Raw genomic sequence first — 15,925 nt, 5'->3', positions numbered from 1 at the left:
CTAAGGTATGATGATAACCTATTTTTTGTATGTGTATTTGCCCATATTTTTTGAACATTCTTCTTATTCTTTGTGATCCTCAAACAAAGAAGCCCATTCATCATATCCCTCTTCTTTAAGCTTATCTTTCGGGATAAATCTCAAAGCAGCTGAATTTATGCAATAACGAAGCTTTGTTGGTCCTGGACCATCATCAAATACATGCCCTAGGTGTGAATCTGCCGTTTTACTTCTTACTTCAGTACGTATCATCCCATGACTTGTATCTCTTTTTTCCATAATTTCTTCTTCAACAATTGGTTTTGTAAAACTAGGCCAACCACACCCTGCATCGAACTTATCTTTGGAACTGAATAGTGGTTTTCCAGAGACAATATCAACATAAATTCCTTCAGCAAATTGATCCCAATATTCATTTCGGAACGGTGGTTCTGTGCCATTATTTTGTGTCACTTCATATTGTAACGGATTTAATTTAGATTTGATTTCCTCATTTTTCATGAATATCACTCCAATGCTTTCGAATAAATGACGCTCTTCCTGATCCTTCATTGTACGCGTTATAATGTGAAGGATTTTTCTTATAGTAATCCTGATGATAATCTTCCGCCGGATAAAATGCTGTTGCTGGTAGAATTTTAACTACAATAGGTTTATCAAATCTCCCACTTGTCTGTAAATCGTTCTTCGATTTTAATGCTAATTGCTGCTGATGTTCGTTATGATAATAAATGGCAGGCTGATACGAGATTCCTCGATCAAAGAATTGTCCATATTCATCTGTAGGATCAATTTGCTGCCAATATACTTCTAATAACTTTTCATACGAAAAAGTATCTGGGTGGAATGTGATTTGAACAGCTTCAGTATGACCAGTTGTTCCCGAGCATACCTCTTCATATGTAGGGTTCTCTGTTCTTCCTCCCGTATATCCTGAAACAACACTCTCTATGCCTGGTTGTTCATGAAATGGCTTTACCATACACCAAAAGCAACCACCTGCAAAAGTAGCCTTTTCCGTTTGCAAATTTCTCATCCTTTCCATCTATTTAAAATAAATATTACGCTTTTTTTTATTAATGCACAAATAATAGGAAACATTTACAGATGATAACGAATACAATGACAACGGTAACCATCGTATTTAATGAATGGAGAGAATAGTATGGCAGATCAATCGTATTTTTTTCATCATTTAGGAAATCCTTATATTCACTCAAATTCTACCTCATTACTAAATACTTTAAATTCTGTTAGGGTTTTTCCTAAACATTTACCTACTAACGTTAATAGACAAATCTATCTTCCGCCAATTTTTATACGTTTTCTACATGCAACACAAAGCTTAAAGGGTGTAGACGTTTATTTAAATGGAAAGAAAATACTTTATAATTTTTCTTTTAAAGAAATTAGTCAATATATAACCTTACCTGTTGGTATTTATTTAATAGAGATTTATCCACAAGGATCTACATCTACTCCAATTATTCGAAAGGAGGTGAAACTCAAAGAAAATAATCATTATACATTACCTCTCATTAGTAAAGACAAAACCTATCAACTTCTTGAATATATTGATGATAATAAAATACAATCACCAATCACAAATATACGTGTTATCAATTTAAGCCCATTTTATAAGAATATCGATGTTTCTATTAAAAATGGAAACACTCTTTTCTCTACAATTGGATTTAAAGAGGCTACACCTTACTTAACTTTAACCCCAATGACTGTCGATCTCGAAATAAAAGATTCTTTAACAAAAGAAACCATTAGAGAAATAACTAATACTACTTTCAAGCCCAATCTTCATTATAGTATTGTGTTACTTAATCACTCTGTAATCATCTATTAAATAATAAAAAGCCTCTCTTCTCAAACATAGTAGCTATTTAAGAAACCTTTCAACTAATAAACATCCGTTGAAGAACTTCCCTTCATTTCACTGAGAAAAGAGCTACAGCTAAATAAGAACTGCAAAAAGCCTATAATAGAAGTAAATTTCCCGCAGCTGGGCTTTTACAAAAGGCACTATATGAAAACAGCCAATAAAAAAGAAAGGATTAATAGTTTAATCCTTTCCTATCGATGTGTAATTTTATATACATATTGGTTAGTTCATTGGTACTTGTAAGGAAAATTCAATATCATCATTTTCTAAATCAAATGTATTTGCTCGTACAGTCATATTATTTACCTTTAAATCATGTAAACCGACATAGATTACTTCTTCATTCGGTACAATCGTTACCCATTCGGGTAGTTTATATGACTTTTGAATAAATTTCAACACATATGAAACAGGTAAATTTAGATCTCCAATTAAAATCGATTTTTGCTTTAATAATAAGTCACCGTTTTTTAGTGCTACTGGTTCAAAAGTCATTTTTAATTGGACATCCTCTGAAAAAATTTGCATTGTTCCAAAAAGCTCAACTTCATTATCTAAATTTACACTATAATCTATCGGACCGTTTAAATTCTCCTTTTGAATATAATGGTTAATTAAATTCGTTAAGTCTTTTTTATTCGATTTTACTTTTAAGTTGATTTTATCAGATTCTTTGACATTATATTTTGGAATCTCATTAACACCGGGACTAAAAATGAAATATGATAGTAAACCGACAATCAAAATATTCAGGACTAATAAACTAAAAAATGCGATTTTCCATCGACTTTTTTTCATTATATCTCTTCCCTTGCACCATATTACTCTATGAATTGAGCTAATTTATTATTGTCTAAATAACTAAAGATTCGTTTCGCCATTAGCTTATAGCCATGATCATTTGGATGAAAATAATCGGTATACAGTAAGTCCTCTTCTTGATTTTCAAATATATCGAAGATTGGAATAAACTTTGTTTTACTATATTTAGCCAAAATTTGTTCACTGGCTTGATTCCATTCCTTAATGATTTCATCCACTTCTTTAATATCCGAAAACCATTTTATAAATGGATTATATATACCAACAAGTACAATCCCCGTTTCAGGATTATTTTCTCGAATTGTTTCAATGATTTCTCCAAGTCTTTTTTTGTAACCTACTAATGCCTGTTCAAATTTAGATACTTGAAGACTTGAAAAATTATCTTTAAACACTTGCATTACATCATTTCCACCGATTGTTATAATAACTAAATCTGCTTTTTTAATCGCTTTTTTTATTTCCTTTTGATCTAGTCTTTTTTCTAATTGATCGGTACGATTCCCTTTGACACCATAATTTTGAAAGTTCGCTGACCTTACCTCTTTTAATGTTTCAAGATCTTTTTTCAAATATGGAATATATCCACCCTGATTTGTACTATCACCCACACCTTGAGTTAATGAATCACCAACAGAGACTATTTCCACATCCTTTGGAATAAAACTAGATGGAGGATTTTTTTTATCTTGAACATCTATGCTCTTTAATGCATGTTCTGCTGCTCCACTCGAACAACCTGACACAAATAACATAGTAGCAAAAAGGAAGGTGAGAATTCTTTTCATTATACATCACCCCACTTTTACATTGTTTTATTATAACACGTAAATTAAGGGTCAAACATTTTTAAAGGTAATTTTTCATACTTTTTAACTTTTGATTGCAGTTAATGTTTCAATCACCTGTTTAATAAAAAGAGAATAGTTAAATTGTTGGGCAATATGATGGACTGGCCATGGTGCCTTCATAATGGTTTCGCGAAAATCTCCTAGACTTTGACCATAAGCATCCCCTTTTGTCACACAAATTTTCACCGGAACATCAACAAACTTTATATCGGCATAATCACTTATAGACCAAATGGCAAATAAGTCATGTATGGGACTACCTATTAATTTTGGATTCATTTTTTTATAATAATTGAAATAAAAATCGATCATAGGTTTAATCAATTGTCCAACTTTATTTTTTGTCATACTATAATGAGTATGCAATTCGTTCACAAGCTCTGGAGTAAGAATAGCATATTTGGTCACATCCAACGGAACAATATGAATCTTAATAGGAGATAACTGCATGACTAGATTGGCAGCGTAAGGATCACTAAAAATATTCGCTTCGGCAACTGGTGTTACATTGCCTGGTGATTGAAAAGCACCACCCATCATATAGATTCCTTTCACTTTTTTCATCATTTCTGGATATAAAATAAACATTGTTGCCAACGAAGTTAGTCTGCCAGCACTAAAAATAATTAGTTCATTTTCATATTTTTTTATCACATCATTAATGCTATTGAAATTTTCCAATGAATTTTGTGTATATAGTTCGGGTATTATCGGACCTAAACCAGATGGTCCATGTATTTCAGGATAGTAAACGGGGCTTTCTCCAGTAAGAGGAATCACCGCACCACCGAAGACGGGTACATCATAAATTCCTGTTAGTTGTTGAAAAAATTTAACATTCCGCAAAGCATCTTCTCTTGAAACATTCCCATAATCTGCTACAAAGCCAACAAGCTCTATTTCTTCACTAAAATAGGCATATATTCCTGCAAGCATATCATCGACACCGAAATCACTAAAAAAAAGAACCTTTTTTTTCTTCATGATCTCATCTCCTTACTTACATCTATGTGAGAAGGCTTGGTTTTAAAGCATGTTTTAAAAAAAGGATTGGCTCTATTAATTGAGCATCCTAGGAAAAGTTTGCTTAACATTGTAGAAACAGTTATCATATGGATAAGTTATGAAGGAAAAATCGCTAAATTGTAATGGTTATAGAAGGAGGTAAACTAATTGAATAGTACTTATTTCTATGATTGGAAAGAAGAGCTCGCAAATGCAATTACTCATGGTATAGGATTTTTATTAAGTATTCCTGCATTAGTTATGCTTATTATCTTTGCAGCACAAAAAAATAATCCTGTATATATGGTTAGTTTCATTATTTTTGGAACAACTATGTTATTGCTTTATTTATTTTCAACTATGCTTCACAGCTTTAAGCCATCTAGAGCCCGCAAGGTATTTGCTATTCTCGATCATTCGGCTATTTATCTATTAATCGCCGGCACATATACTCCACTTGTTTTAATATCTATTAATGGAGCATTCGGGTGGACATTATTCGGAATCATTTGGGGTCTTGCCTTATTAGGAATTACTTTTAAATGTTTTATGATTCACCGATTCCGAATCCTCTCTACTCTATTTTACATTTTAATGGGGTGGCTTGTTATTATTGCCATTAAACCCCTTTATGCTAGTCTTACTGGTACTGGCTTTGGTTTACTTTTAACTGGTGGAATCCTCTACACAATTGGTGCAATTTTTTATATATGGCGAAGATTGCCATACTCTCATGCAATTTGGCATTTATTTGTCATAGGCGGAAATGCATTTATGTACTTTTGTGTCTTATACTTTGTGTAAATCTTGATGTAAAACAATCATTGAACAACAACATTAATACGATATCACTTAGAAATGTAGAAAACCGTGAACAAAATATGTTCACGGTTTTCTTTGATACACCTGAAATTCATAATCATAAGGATTATCCTTATTTTTTAGACCTGTTTCTGATGAGACTAAATCCCATTCATCCCACTCGATGATTGGAAAATACGTATCTCCCTCAATATCATGGTAGATTTTTGTAACATACAACCGATCCACCTCATCCATCAGTAAGCCAAAAATTTCCGCTCCCCCGGTAACAAAAATCTCATTTGGAGCATTCCTAGATGCCCATTCTAGTAGCTGCTGTTTAGACTGAAATATTAAGCAACCATCAGCCTTAAAATCTACATCTCGAGTGATGATAATATTTTGTCTTCCAGGTAGTGGTTTCCCAATGGAGTCGAAAGTTTTCCGTCCCATCACAATGGGGTGTCCCATCGTTGTTCGTTTAAAATATTTTAAATCCTCGGGAATATGCCATGGTAACTGATTATTTCGCCCAATAACCCCTTTTTCATCCTGTGCCCATAAAAAAGAAATCATACACTTACCACTCCTTTTATATGTGGATGTGGGTCATATGCTTGAATCTCGAAGTCTTCATATTTAAAATCAAAAATATTTGTTACATTAGGATTTATAACCATTTTCGGTAGAGCACGTGGTTCTCTTGTTAATTGCAACTGGATTTGTTCGATATGATTTTTATAAATATGTGCATCCCCTAGAGTATGCACAAATTCACCCGGTTCTAAATCACATACTTGTGCAATCATCATCGTTAATAATGCATATGATGCTATATTAAATGGAACGCCCAAGAAAATATCTGCTGAGCGTTGATATAATTGACATGATAATTTTCCATTTGCTACATAAAACTGAAAGAAACAATGGCATGGCGGAAGCGCCATTTTATCAATTTCTGCTACATTCCAAGCATTCACAATCATTCTCCGTGAATCAGGATTGGTTTTAATTTGTTGAATCACTTCGACTATCTGATCAACGGTTGTTCCATCAGCTCCAGTCCATGAGCGCCACTGATGTCCGTAAATGGGACCAAGATTACCATTTTCGTCAGCCCATTCATTCCAAATCCTTACACCATTTTCTTGGAGATAGCTAATGTTCGTATCCCCTTTTAACATCCACAGAAGTTCATGTATGATTGATTTCATATGTAGCTTTTTTGTCGTTAAAAGCGGAAAACCCTGTTGAAGATCAAAGCGCATTTGATAACCAAATGTACTAATAGTACCTGTTCCAGTGCGATCCTCTTTAGTTACTCCAGTTTCTAGTACATGTTGACATAAATCTAAATACTGTTTCATTACTTGATATCCCCCAATTCTACTGAAGAAGTGAAATATAGGTGTATGTGCTTGGTGCTAATCGCCTTAATTCATTTTTCGTTACTTTATTATAGTAGTACATCGCAAAGGTTTCTGCAAAATATTCTTCTGGATATGTTAAAAAATATTGTGTATGGGGGAATAATAATGGTGCTTCCTCTTTCCAAATGTACTTAAAATTCCTTTTTTTATCATTGGAAGAATAGAGAAATCGTTCTAATGAATGGGCCATTTCATGAAGCTCTAAATTTACAGAACCATGCCCCATTCCTTGTTCACTACTTCCAATCTTCACTAATACAATTTGTGAGCCACCAATACCCGGAACTTTATCCCAAGTCATGGACCGATCCTGATAACCTCTTGGGGTTATTCCTTTTAAAAAAGCAGCTGAGGGATTATCTGTGAGCTTGCCATCGAATAGTTTAACTTTTATGCCCGCTAGCATTGCCCTATTTAGCATAGATGATGGTAAATGGTCCAATCTAGAAATAATTTTTTTTACTTCCCCATAATTATAATTTTTATGATTTGGTAAAATGATTATATTTTTTAATTGCTTGCCCGATTTCAAGTTCAGCGTTTGAAGTATCTTTGAATTTTTCAATAGAATTCCATCAATATCAGGTTTTGAATTTCCTTGCAGCAGCACTAAAGAAAAGATTAAAAGACTAATCATTAAGTATTTCCCCATTGGCTTCACTTCCAACTAGTATAATAATTTCATTATATCATAGAGAAATAGTCACTCCTTTTAATTAAAATTTGGTAAATAAAAAAAATCGGTCTTAGCCGATTTTTTAAACGCTCATCCATTTTGGTGGTGTATTTTTATCCCAGTATATTTCACCTAAATGATAATGGGTTTGATAGTTGTCAAACTTAGTATGATAATGAAAATTAAAATAATACCCATCCATAGGTGGGTGGTCTCTCCTTACGTGAAAACGGATAATGTCCTCATTCGTCTTAATATTGTAAATATGGAAAATTTTCTCACTTACACCACCACTTGGTGTTTCTGTAATGGCCAATGATGATAATTCTTCTTCTGGGTATTCTGCAATCGTCATTTCAATTGCATCTTGGATTTTTGGTAGAATCACTTGGCGAAATTCATCTTCAATAATTGGTGAAATTTTTTCACCAAACTTTTCAAAAGATTGTTTCTCAGCTTCCATCATCATTTTTTGAATAATCGTGTCACGATTATTTTCTTGTTGTTCGCTTCTATAGCTGCTAAGTGTTGTTGCTTGTTTTAAATCTGAAGCCTCATTTTGATGTTTTGCTTTATCAACCCCGTGATTCTCATTCCAAATTGCATGGGCAGGTGTCACTAGCCCAAATGTTAATATAGAAACGAGTATTACGACGGATTTTCTCAACCATTGTTTCATATAACATAGTCCTTTCTATTAAGATAAGACATGATTATTCTCCACTTAAGTCCAGTTACTAGAATCATATACTTATATAGACGATTTTTCGAATGAAAAGGTTTCAATTATTACCAAAAGGATATATAGTAGTATATATGTTGTTTGATTAATTGATTAAATAGTAATATTCTAAAATTAATCTTTATATGAATATTGTAAATCTAAAATTATTTGTTGTAAAGGAAGAGTATTTTATACTGTAACGGTATAAGCTAATTGTAAATTACATATCCTTGTGTAAACTTATTTCATTCATAGGAGGGGTCGAAATGGAAACAACACTTACTTATATTGGTATATTTATTATGCTGGCATATTTTGTCTATTTAACCATAACAGATTAATGAATGATATAAATAGAGGACTATCTGGATCAGATAGTCCTTCTATTTTGTTTCAAGTTCAATTACTCCATAATGAAATTTTGCGGACTTTCTAATATTGACATGGAATCCATACATTTGAAAATTGGGGGAGCGAAAATGATCTTTTAGAATGATCCGTTTTTTTGCGACTCGCTTTGCCTCAGAAATTAGCCCCTCATTCAATGAAGAATAGGAAGCAAATTGCCGTAACCCTGATATGCCATCAGATGATAAAATTGCATCTTCAAACATTGGATCAAAATAGACGATATCTACATAATGGTCTGGTAGACCTTTTAAAAACTCTAAGTGATCTGCATGATTTGTTTCTATTCTCCTCATGGCATGATTCATTTCTTCTATCTCCGATCGCCACTGTGTTAATCCATTTTTCACAATATAATGCAAATAAGGATTGGCTTCAATTGCGATGACCTTCCCTGTATTTCCAACGATGAAGGATGCAACAATACTGTCAGATGCGAGTCCCATTGTACAATCTAAAATCGACATTCCAGTCGATAATTGACAGACATCGATAAATGGATCTTTGTCACCCCTTTTTAATCTTTTTATTCTGAAACTTGCTGAATTAGGGTGAAAGAAAAACGCTTGATCTAAAGCGAAAGGAACTAATTCCAGTCTTTCTTTTCCTACAATCAGACAATCACATCTATATAAGTCATGTAGCCTTTTTACGGATTGCTTGTTTCGGGGTATATAACGTAATAGTAGTTCAGCTGCAATTAATTTTGCCTTCTCTATCATTTTTTTATCCGTTCGTCCTGCTGTTGTTACAATCATTTTTTCAACCTTCATTCAATACTATATTTAATTCACTATTTTCTATAACAAAAAAACAGGGTGTAAATACACCCTATTATAAATACTTATCAAATGCAGTTGTCAAATTACTTACTATCTCTTCCACATCATGATCCTCGATTTCATCTCTCGGAATGAAATGAACAACTTCTTTACCACTTAGTATGGCCATAGATGGAGAGGATGGTTCAAAACCAGTAAAAAATTCACGCATTTTTCCTGTCGCTTCCTTATCTTGACCAGCAAATACAGTAACTAAATGATCTGGTTTTTTGGTACTGCTTTGAACAGCAGAAACAGCTGCAGGGCGAGCCAATCCAGCTGCACACCCACATACAGAATTAACTATCACTAATGTTGTTCCTTCGACAGTATTCATAAAATTTTCTACTTCTTCTTCCGTAGTTAGTTCTTTGAAACCTGCATTGACTAATTCTGCCCGCATAGGCTTTACTATTTCTCTCATATATTCTTCATATGCCATTGACATATTATTCAGCCTCCTATTCGCTTTTACACTCATTTAATATGGATTTCTTTTAACAATAGCTTAAGTCCTACAATTCGAACAAATTTTTTCATTTAACTCTTCTTTTTGAAAGCAAGATAGTCAATGTTTTTGGTAGTATACGTTTAACTATTTTTTTGACGGGCTTCCAACATTTGCTTCCAAATTGATCCTTTAGCTTGCTCTCCACCTTCTATTCTTTCAATTGCCATCTTCACTTGTAACTGAACTTCAAATTCCGCATCATTTTCTGCTTGATGTAACGCTGAAAGTGCTCTTTCATCTCCTTCTTCATATAAGAACATCGCCGCTCGCCAACGTACTATTTTACTCTTATCACTAAGCGCCTCCATCATTGGTTCAATTGCTTCTTTGAAACCAAGATCTGATAAAGCGTCCCCTGCTGTTCTTCTTACCGTTACAACTTTATCCTTTAAGCCTTTATATAATAAGGGGAGAACTTGTTTATCTTTTATCATCCCAAGATAAACGACTGCTAATCTTCTAATTGAAGATTTTTCATCTGCTAGTGCCTTTTCTAATAAAGGGAGATCTTCTACTGTTGGCTCTTCCATTTGTTCGAGAAGCTGATATCTCTTTCTCCAATCAGGATCATCTAACATTTCCGGTGTAAGTTTTATAAGTTTCTTCAATTGTTTAGAACTTTCAGGGTTCTTTGCCATTTCAACGAGATTTTTTAATCTATTTTCTGGGTATGCAGCTAAGAGTTCTTCAACTACATCTTCACCGATCTGTTGAAGATCACCGTAGCGAACACCATATTCTTGCCATCTTCTTAATAGTACATAATTATCTCCCTCTAGCTGAGCTTCATTCATCGCTTCTACAAACATGCTTGGAAGACCAAATCGCTGTTCATGTTCCCCATCTGTAAGCTTTACTTGCAAAGGAATTCCTTTAAACATTTGGACATGAACATTAACCTCTCCAAAATGCTCATCTACGATCCCATGGTCTGCTTGATTTCCATCCTCTTCCCCAAATACTTCCCTTACTTTTGGTAAGATTTGTTGCCAATCAACTTTTCCATTTCGTTCAACCGCAAGGAAATCTGCTACGTGGTACACACCTTTGACTCCATCAATTTCTAGTATAGCTTTAATATAGGCTGGCGCATCTTCAATCTGTTCTTTTTTATAATTATTACTTTTACCTGCAGGGAGCTCCTGATCTAATATTACTTTCATCGTATTTGGACTCGGTGTAGGTTCAATAGAAATAATGTTCATGAATCAATATCCACCCTTCTCTTTTTTCTTATCCCCATTTTAACATAAGAGAATTTTATCTTGTTCTTATTCGCACAAACTGTATTAGACAGCCTATTCTTTTTATAACCCTTCAAATTGATTTTTTCATCAATACCAATAAAAGTGTAAAAACCAATCGTAAATTATGAGGAGAAGGATTCGATGAGTTCAGATAAATAGCTCCATCTTTCAATTAATTGTTCAAGCTTCTCATTTTCAACGTCAATTTCCTCTGTTAGTGCTTGGGCCTTTTCAAAATCACTCCCAACCTGATTTAATTGATTTTGAAGTAATTCAAGTTTTTCTTCTGTTTCCGAAATTTTGGTATCAATCTCATCCCATTCGCGTTGCTCATTATAGGATAATTTTTTCTTTTTAGCCGGTTTATTTTGTTCAATCGCTGACGTGTCTTCTTTTACTTTTTCTTTTACTTGCCCTGACTTGATAGTCTTCACAGATTGCTCCAAATACTCACTATATGTCCCATAATATTTATCAATCACTCCATCTCCTTGAAACACGAGAAGCTGTTCAGCAGTTTTATCAAGAAAATAGCGATCATGCGAGACTGAAATGACTACACCAGGGAACTCTTCTAAATAATCCTCTAAAACCGTTAAAGTCTGGGTGTCTAGATCATTCGTTGGTTCATCCAAAAGGAGAACATTCGGTTTTCCCATTAATAGTTTTAATAAATACAAGCGACGCTTTTCCCCACCTGATAATTTTCTAATAGGGGTACCGTGGGTATGCATCGGAAATAAAAATCTTTCTAGCATTTGGGCTGCAGAGATGGTTTCCCCATCCTTAGTCGTTACAACGTCCCCATATTCCCTTATATATTCTATCATTCGTTTCGATTCATCTAACTCTTCATTTTGTTGTTGGTAATAGGCGATTTTCACCGTTTGACCTGTTATAAAACTACCTTGATCCAACTCAATTTTACCAGCAATCATATTCATAAGCGTTGATTTGCCACTTCCGTTTTTACCAACGATTCCAAAGCGATCCTGAGGTTTTACTAACCAATTAAAATCTTTTAAAATCATTTGAGTCGGATACGATTTATAAGCATGTTGAAATTCGAACACTTGTTTACCTAATCGACTTCCTTGGATAGCAATGTCTACGTTTTCTTTTGCTGGAACATTTCCTAAGTTCCCTTCTAACTCTTCAAATCTTTGTATTCTTGCTTTTTGTTTCGTAGAACGTGCTTTTGCTCCACGTCTCATCCATGCTAATTCTCTTCGATATAAGTTTTTTCTTTTTTCTTCTGTTTGGATACTTTCTTCATCTCGTCTCGCCTTCGCTTCAATAAAGGATTGATAATTCCCTTGATAAGCATATAAAGAACCGTGATCCAATTCAAAAATTCGGTTCGTAACATGATCAAGGAAATAACGATCATGAGTAACTAATAGAACTGCACCTTGATATTTTGCTAAATACTCTTCTAACCATTTGATCGATTCATAGTCTAGATGATTGGTTGGTTCATCTAAGATTAATAAATCTGGTGTTTCAATAAGAACTTGCGCTAAAGCAACACGCTTTTGTTGTCCTCCAGACAACTCTCCAATTTTTCTATAAAAATGATCAATACCTAATTTGGATAAAATAGTTTTTGCATTTGAACTTGCATCCCAAGCATTTTGTGCATCCATATCAGATTGAAGTTTAAATAGCTGTTCTTGATATACTTGATTTTCCGGTTCCTGTTCGAGTTTTATAAGAGCGGTCTCATATTCTCGTAACAGCTTCATTATCGCCGCTTCTCCTTGATATACCTGTTCTAAAATAGAAAGTTCAGGATTTAAATCTGGTTGTTGTGATAAATAGTTAATTGTGTAATCATTCGGGTGGATTAATTCACCTGTATCTGGATCATCAATTTTTGCAATAATTTTAAGCAGACTAGATTTTCCGGTTCCATTTACACCAATGAGACCCACTCTTTCTTTTTCATTAATATGAAATGAAATCTGTTGAAATAATTGTTTATCACCGTAAGATTTTGAAAGATTTTCAACAGTTAATGATCTCATATGTCACCATTCCATTCTTTAAAAAATTGTTTTAAAAAGTTTTCTATCCACTGATGTCTTTCTTCGGCCAATTTTTTGGCAGTCTCGGTATGCATTCGATTCTTTAGTAATAATAGCTTTTCGTAAAAATGATGGATTGAACTTGATTTTCCCTTTCGATATTGTTCCACTGTCATGTTTTCACGTACTGCAATGTCTGGATCATATATTGGTTGTCCTTTTTTTCCTCCATAGGCAAAAACACGAGCAATCCCCATTGCCCCAATTGCATCAAGTCGGTCAGCATCGCGAACTACTTTTTCTTCAAAGGTAGTTAACTCTGCTTCATTTCCCCCTCTAAATGATAGCTTACTGATTATATTGATGATTTGTTTGCTTTGGACATCTGTTAGCTGAATGGAGGCTAAAAAGGATTGTAATTTAATCATCCCTTCATGGATGTCCGTGTTTAATTTTTCGTCAGGTATATCATGAAGGAGGGCCGCCATTTCAATAATGAACAGATCTCCATTTGCTTCATTTTTAGCTATATGTAAAGCAAGTTTCCTTACACGGTTCACATGATAATAATCATGGCCACTAGTATCCTCGCCCAATTCTTTTTTTATAAATTGCTCTGTTTTCTTAATTATCTCTTCCAAATAGTTCTCTCTCCCCTCACATCCATTTATTTTACCATGTTTTCTATATATAACATAAAGAAGAACCCTTTTCTTTACATATTCTTAAGAGAAATGTTTACTGTTTTGTTTTGTTTGTTATAATATTAGAATATGCAAAATGAATGTGTTAGAAGGGTGATTAATTAATGGAAGAAAAAGCGACTCCGTCCAATTTTATAAAAAATATTATGGTGGAAGATTTACATAACGGAAAACATGATACAATTGTTACTCGTTTTCCTCCTGAACCAAATGGTTACTTGCATATCGGTCATGCAAAATCCATCTTTATTAACTTCTCTTTAGCAGATGAATTTAATGGCAAGACAAACCTCCGTTTTGATGATACAAATCCTTTAAAGGAAGACATTGAATTTGTTGAGTCAATTAAGGAAGATGTAAAATGGCTTGGCTATGAGTGGGAAAATCTTCACTTTGCCTCCGACTATTTTGATGAAATGTATAAAAGAGCTGTGCTTTTAATAAAAAAAGGACTTGCCTATGTAGAAGACTTTTCAGCTGATGAAATTAGAGAGCATCGTGGTACATTAACAGAACCTGGAATAGAGAGCCCTTCAAGAAACCGTTCAATCGAAGAGAATCTTGATTTATTCGAACGAATGAAGAATGGTGTATTTGCCAATGGTGAAAAAGTATTACGTGCAAAAATTGATATGGCTTCCCCTAATATTAACTTAAGAGATCCAGTTCTATATCGTATCTCACATACTAATCATCATAATACAGGAGATAAATGGTGTATTTATCCGATGTATGCATTTGCCCATCCAATTGAGGATGCTATTGAAGGAATTACTCATTCACTGTGTACGGTAGAATTTGAAGATCAACGACCACTTTACGATTGGGTAGTTAAAAACTGTGAAATGGAAGCAACTCCTAGACAAATTGAATTTGGACGTCTAAATTTAACGAATACAGTCATGAGTAAACGAAAACTAAAGCTATTAGTTGATGAAAAAATTGTTGATGGCTGGGATGATCCTCGCCTACCAACCATTTCTGGTTTACGTCGCAGAGGCTACACACCTGAGGCAATACGCGCCTTTTGTGAAGAACTTGCGATTACAAAGGGCAGTGGTGCAGTAGATGTTCAAATGCTTGAGCATTTTATCCGTGAAGATCTAAAATTAAAAGCACCTCGTACAATGGCAGTATTGAAACCATTAAAAGTTGTCATTACTAATTATCCAGAAGGACAAGTAGAGATGCTGGACGCGGAAATCAATCCTGAAGTTCCAGAAATGGGAATGAGAAAAATTCCATTCTCTCGTGAGATTTATATTGAACAAGAGGACTTTATGGAGGATCCGCCAAAGAAATATTTCCGCCTTTTCCCTGGGAATGAGGTACGTTTAAAACATGCCTATTTCATAAAATGTGAAGAGGTCATAAAAGATGAAAACGGTGAAGTTATAGAATTACGTTGTACCTATGATCCTGAAACAAAGAGTGGCACTGGATTTACAGGTAGAAAAGTAAAAGGTACGATTCATTGGGTCGAAGCTTCAAAAGCAGTTCCTGCTGAGTTTCGTTTATACGATTCATTAATATTAGACGAGGAACTAGATGAAGATGGCGGAACATTCCTAGATCATATCAATCCAAATTCATTGGAAGTTGCCCAAGGATTTGTAGAACCAAATATGGCTGATGCGAAACCATATGATAAATTTCAATTCTTCAGACACGGGTATTTTAATGTTGATCCAAAACATTCTACATCTGATTCAATCGTCTTTAATCGTGTAGTATCATTAAAGAGTTCATTTAAATTATAATTTTTCATTTACTTTGTAAGAAAAAGTATTAGGATATTACTAAAGTTCTAAGCAATCAAACATAGATTAAAAAATGAAGCATACACACCAAAAACTATATGTGAAAAGATCCAATTTATACTAACAATAATAAGAGGCTTGTTTACAAAGAACTTTATTTCTTGTAGACAAGCCTCTTTTTCCCCATCATCCTACTCATAAATCCTTGTATTTCGAATATGTTTTAAAAGAACAAACTATAGAA

The 15,925-nt window shown here is 33.8% G+C and carries 17 protein-coding genes; 3 read left to right on the top strand and 14 right to left on the bottom strand.

The features are described from left to right. Nucleotides 1-63: 63 nt before the first annotated feature. A complete protein-coding gene (msrB, locus tag I5818_RS10870) occupies nucleotides 64-501 on the bottom strand; it encodes a peptide-methionine (R)-S-oxide reductase MsrB (protein WP_058006403.1) in 438 nt (145 codons plus the stop codon). Further along, nucleotides 491-1,027, bottom strand: coding sequence for a peptide-methionine (S)-S-oxide reductase MsrA (gene msrA / locus I5818_RS10865; RefSeq protein WP_310795790.1), 537 nt, complete (start codon nucleotides 1,025-1,027; stop codon nucleotides 491-493). The genes msrB and msrA overlap by 11 nt, the downstream gene beginning before the upstream one ends. Before the next feature lie 138 nt (nucleotides 1,028-1,165). Between msrA and I5818_RS10860 the strand changes: the two genes are divergently transcribed. Next, nucleotides 1,166-1,858: a DUF4397 domain-containing protein gene (locus I5818_RS10860; protein WP_180212140.1), complete on the top strand. Its 693-nt coding sequence runs from the start codon at nucleotides 1,166-1,168 to the stop codon at nucleotides 1,856-1,858. Between the two features lie 258 nt (nucleotides 1,859-2,116). Here the strand turns inward: I5818_RS10860 and I5818_RS10855 are convergent, their stop codons facing one another. The 3 genes from I5818_RS10855 to I5818_RS10845 all read right to left on the bottom strand — a co-directional run bounded on the left by I5818_RS10855 (nucleotide 2,117) and on the right by I5818_RS10845 (nucleotide 4,551). Beyond that, nucleotides 2,117-2,692 (bottom strand): YpmS family protein, encoded by a 576-nt coding sequence (locus I5818_RS10855; protein WP_058006406.1) that lies wholly within the window; start codon nucleotides 2,690-2,692, stop codon nucleotides 2,117-2,119. A 23-nt stretch (nucleotides 2,693-2,715) separates the two neighbouring features. After that, entirely contained in the window at nucleotides 2,716-3,504 is a 789-nt protein-coding gene (locus I5818_RS10850) for an SGNH/GDSL hydrolase family protein (RefSeq protein ID WP_058006407.1), read from the bottom strand. Between the two features lie 84 nt (nucleotides 3,505-3,588). Further along, nucleotides 3,589-4,551 carry a nucleoside hydrolase gene (locus I5818_RS10845; RefSeq protein ID WP_058006408.1) on the bottom strand — a complete coding sequence of 321 codons (963 nt, stop codon included), beginning with the start codon at nucleotides 4,549-4,551 and terminating at the stop codon, nucleotides 3,589-3,591. Between the two features lie 189 nt (nucleotides 4,552-4,740). On the opposite strand from I5818_RS10845, the gene trhA reads away from it, so the two are divergent. Next, the gene (gene trhA / locus I5818_RS10840; RefSeq protein ID WP_058006409.1) at nucleotides 4,741-5,376 is read left to right on the top strand and encodes a PAQR family membrane homeostasis protein TrhA; all 636 of its coding nucleotides are present in this window, start codon (nucleotides 4,741-4,743) and stop codon (nucleotides 5,374-5,376) included. 81 nt (nucleotides 5,377-5,457) lie between these two features. Here trhA and I5818_RS10835 read toward each other — a convergent pair whose 3' ends face one another. The 9 genes from I5818_RS10835 to I5818_RS10795 form a co-directional block, all read right to left on the bottom strand. Beyond that, nucleotides 5,458-5,949 (bottom strand): dihydrofolate reductase, encoded by a 492-nt coding sequence (locus I5818_RS10835; protein ID WP_058006410.1) that lies wholly within the window; start codon nucleotides 5,947-5,949, stop codon nucleotides 5,458-5,460. Further along, nucleotides 5,946-6,740, bottom strand: a complete 795-nt coding sequence (locus I5818_RS10830) for a thymidylate synthase (protein ID WP_058006411.1) — start codon at nucleotides 6,738-6,740, stop codon at nucleotides 5,946-5,948. The genes I5818_RS10835 and I5818_RS10830 overlap by 4 nt, the downstream gene beginning before the upstream one ends. 19 nt (nucleotides 6,741-6,759) lie before the next feature. Continuing rightward, nucleotides 6,760-7,455, bottom strand: a complete 696-nt coding sequence (locus I5818_RS10825; RefSeq protein ID WP_058006412.1) for an anthrax toxin lethal factor-related metalloendopeptidase — start codon at nucleotides 7,453-7,455, stop codon at nucleotides 6,760-6,762. A gap of 106 nt (nucleotides 7,456-7,561) precedes the next feature. Next, on the bottom strand, nucleotides 7,562-8,158 hold the full coding sequence (locus tag I5818_RS10820) for a YpjP family protein (protein ID WP_071975546.1): 597 nt from the start codon (nucleotides 8,156-8,158) through the stop codon (nucleotides 7,562-7,564). Between the two features lie 428 nt (nucleotides 8,159-8,586). Then, complete coding sequence (locus I5818_RS10815) at nucleotides 8,587-9,369, bottom strand: class I SAM-dependent methyltransferase (protein ID WP_058006414.1); 783 nt, start codon at nucleotides 9,367-9,369, stop codon at nucleotides 8,587-8,589. A gap of 76 nt (nucleotides 9,370-9,445) precedes the next feature. Further along, nucleotides 9,446-9,880, bottom strand: coding sequence for a BrxA/BrxB family bacilliredoxin (locus tag I5818_RS10810; RefSeq protein WP_058006415.1), 435 nt, complete (start codon nucleotides 9,878-9,880; stop codon nucleotides 9,446-9,448). A 143-nt stretch (nucleotides 9,881-10,023) separates the two neighbouring features. Further along, a complete protein-coding gene (locus I5818_RS10805; RefSeq protein WP_058006416.1) occupies nucleotides 10,024-11,148 on the bottom strand; it encodes a conserved virulence factor C family protein in 1,125 nt (374 codons plus the stop codon). 164 nt (nucleotides 11,149-11,312) lie between these two features. Further along, a complete protein-coding gene (locus I5818_RS10800) occupies nucleotides 11,313-13,217 on the bottom strand; it encodes an ABC-F family ATP-binding cassette domain-containing protein (RefSeq protein WP_058006417.1) in 1,905 nt (634 codons plus the stop codon). Continuing rightward, on the bottom strand, nucleotides 13,214-13,858 hold the full coding sequence (locus I5818_RS10795; protein ID WP_058006418.1) for an HD domain-containing protein: 645 nt from the start codon (nucleotides 13,856-13,858) through the stop codon (nucleotides 13,214-13,216). The genes I5818_RS10800 and I5818_RS10795 overlap by 4 nt, the downstream gene beginning before the upstream one ends. Before the next feature lie 167 nt (nucleotides 13,859-14,025). Between I5818_RS10795 and I5818_RS10790 the strand changes: the two genes are divergently transcribed. Then, nucleotides 14,026-15,681 (top strand): glutamine--tRNA ligase/YqeY domain fusion protein, encoded by a 1,656-nt coding sequence (locus I5818_RS10790; RefSeq protein WP_071975545.1) that lies wholly within the window; start codon nucleotides 14,026-14,028, stop codon nucleotides 15,679-15,681. Nucleotides 15,682-15,925 lie beyond the last annotated feature (244 nt).

The organism is Heyndrickxia oleronia, assembly GCF_017809215.1.
GTDB lineage: Bacteria > Bacillota > Bacilli > Bacillales > Bacillaceae_C > Heyndrickxia > Heyndrickxia oleronia.
This window is presented reverse-complemented; position numbering and strand designations above follow the sequence as displayed.

Excerpts from the sequence above, each read along its gene's own strand:
- msrB (WP_058006403.1), bottom strand. The coding sequence starts at position 501 with ATGAAAAATGAGGAAATCAAATCTAAATTAAATCCGTTACAATATGAA.
- I5818_RS10860 (WP_180212140.1), top strand. The coding sequence starts at position 1,166 with ATGGCAGATCAATCGTATTTTTTTCATCATTTAGGAAATCCTTATATT.
- I5818_RS10855 (WP_058006406.1), bottom strand. The coding sequence starts at position 2,692 with ATGAAAAAAAGTCGATGGAAAATCGCATTTTTTAGTTTATTAGTCCTG.
- I5818_RS10850 (WP_058006407.1), bottom strand. The coding sequence starts at position 3,504 with ATGAAAAGAATTCTCACCTTCCTTTTTGCTACTATGTTATTTGTGTCA.
- I5818_RS10845 (WP_058006408.1), bottom strand. The coding sequence starts at position 4,551 with ATGAAGAAAAAAAAGGTTCTTTTTTTTAGTGATTTCGGTGTCGATGAT.
- I5818_RS10835 (WP_058006410.1), bottom strand. The coding sequence starts at position 5,949 with ATGATTTCTTTTTTATGGGCACAGGATGAAAAAGGGGTTATTGGGCGA.
- I5818_RS10830 (WP_058006411.1), bottom strand. The coding sequence starts at position 6,740 with ATGAAACAGTATTTAGATTTATGTCAACATGTACTAGAAACTGGAGTA.
- I5818_RS10825 (WP_058006412.1), bottom strand. The coding sequence starts at position 7,455 with ATGGGGAAATACTTAATGATTAGTCTTTTAATCTTTTCTTTAGTGCTG.
- I5818_RS10820 (WP_071975546.1), bottom strand. The coding sequence starts at position 8,158 with ATGAAACAATGGTTGAGAAAATCCGTCGTAATACTCGTTTCTATATTA.
- I5818_RS10815 (WP_058006414.1), bottom strand. The coding sequence starts at position 9,369 with ATGATTGTAACAACAGCAGGACGAACGGATAAAAAAATGATAGAGAAG.
- I5818_RS10810 (WP_058006415.1), bottom strand. The coding sequence starts at position 9,880 with ATGTCAATGGCATATGAAGAATATATGAGAGAAATAGTAAAGCCTATG.
- I5818_RS10805 (WP_058006416.1), bottom strand. The coding sequence starts at position 11,148 with ATGAACATTATTTCTATTGAACCTACACCGAGTCCAAATACGATGAAA.
- I5818_RS10800 (WP_058006417.1), bottom strand. The coding sequence starts at position 13,217 with ATGAGATCATTAACTGTTGAAAATCTTTCAAAATCTTACGGTGATAAA.
- I5818_RS10790 (WP_071975545.1), top strand. The coding sequence starts at position 14,026 with ATGGAAGAAAAAGCGACTCCGTCCAATTTTATAAAAAATATTATGGTG.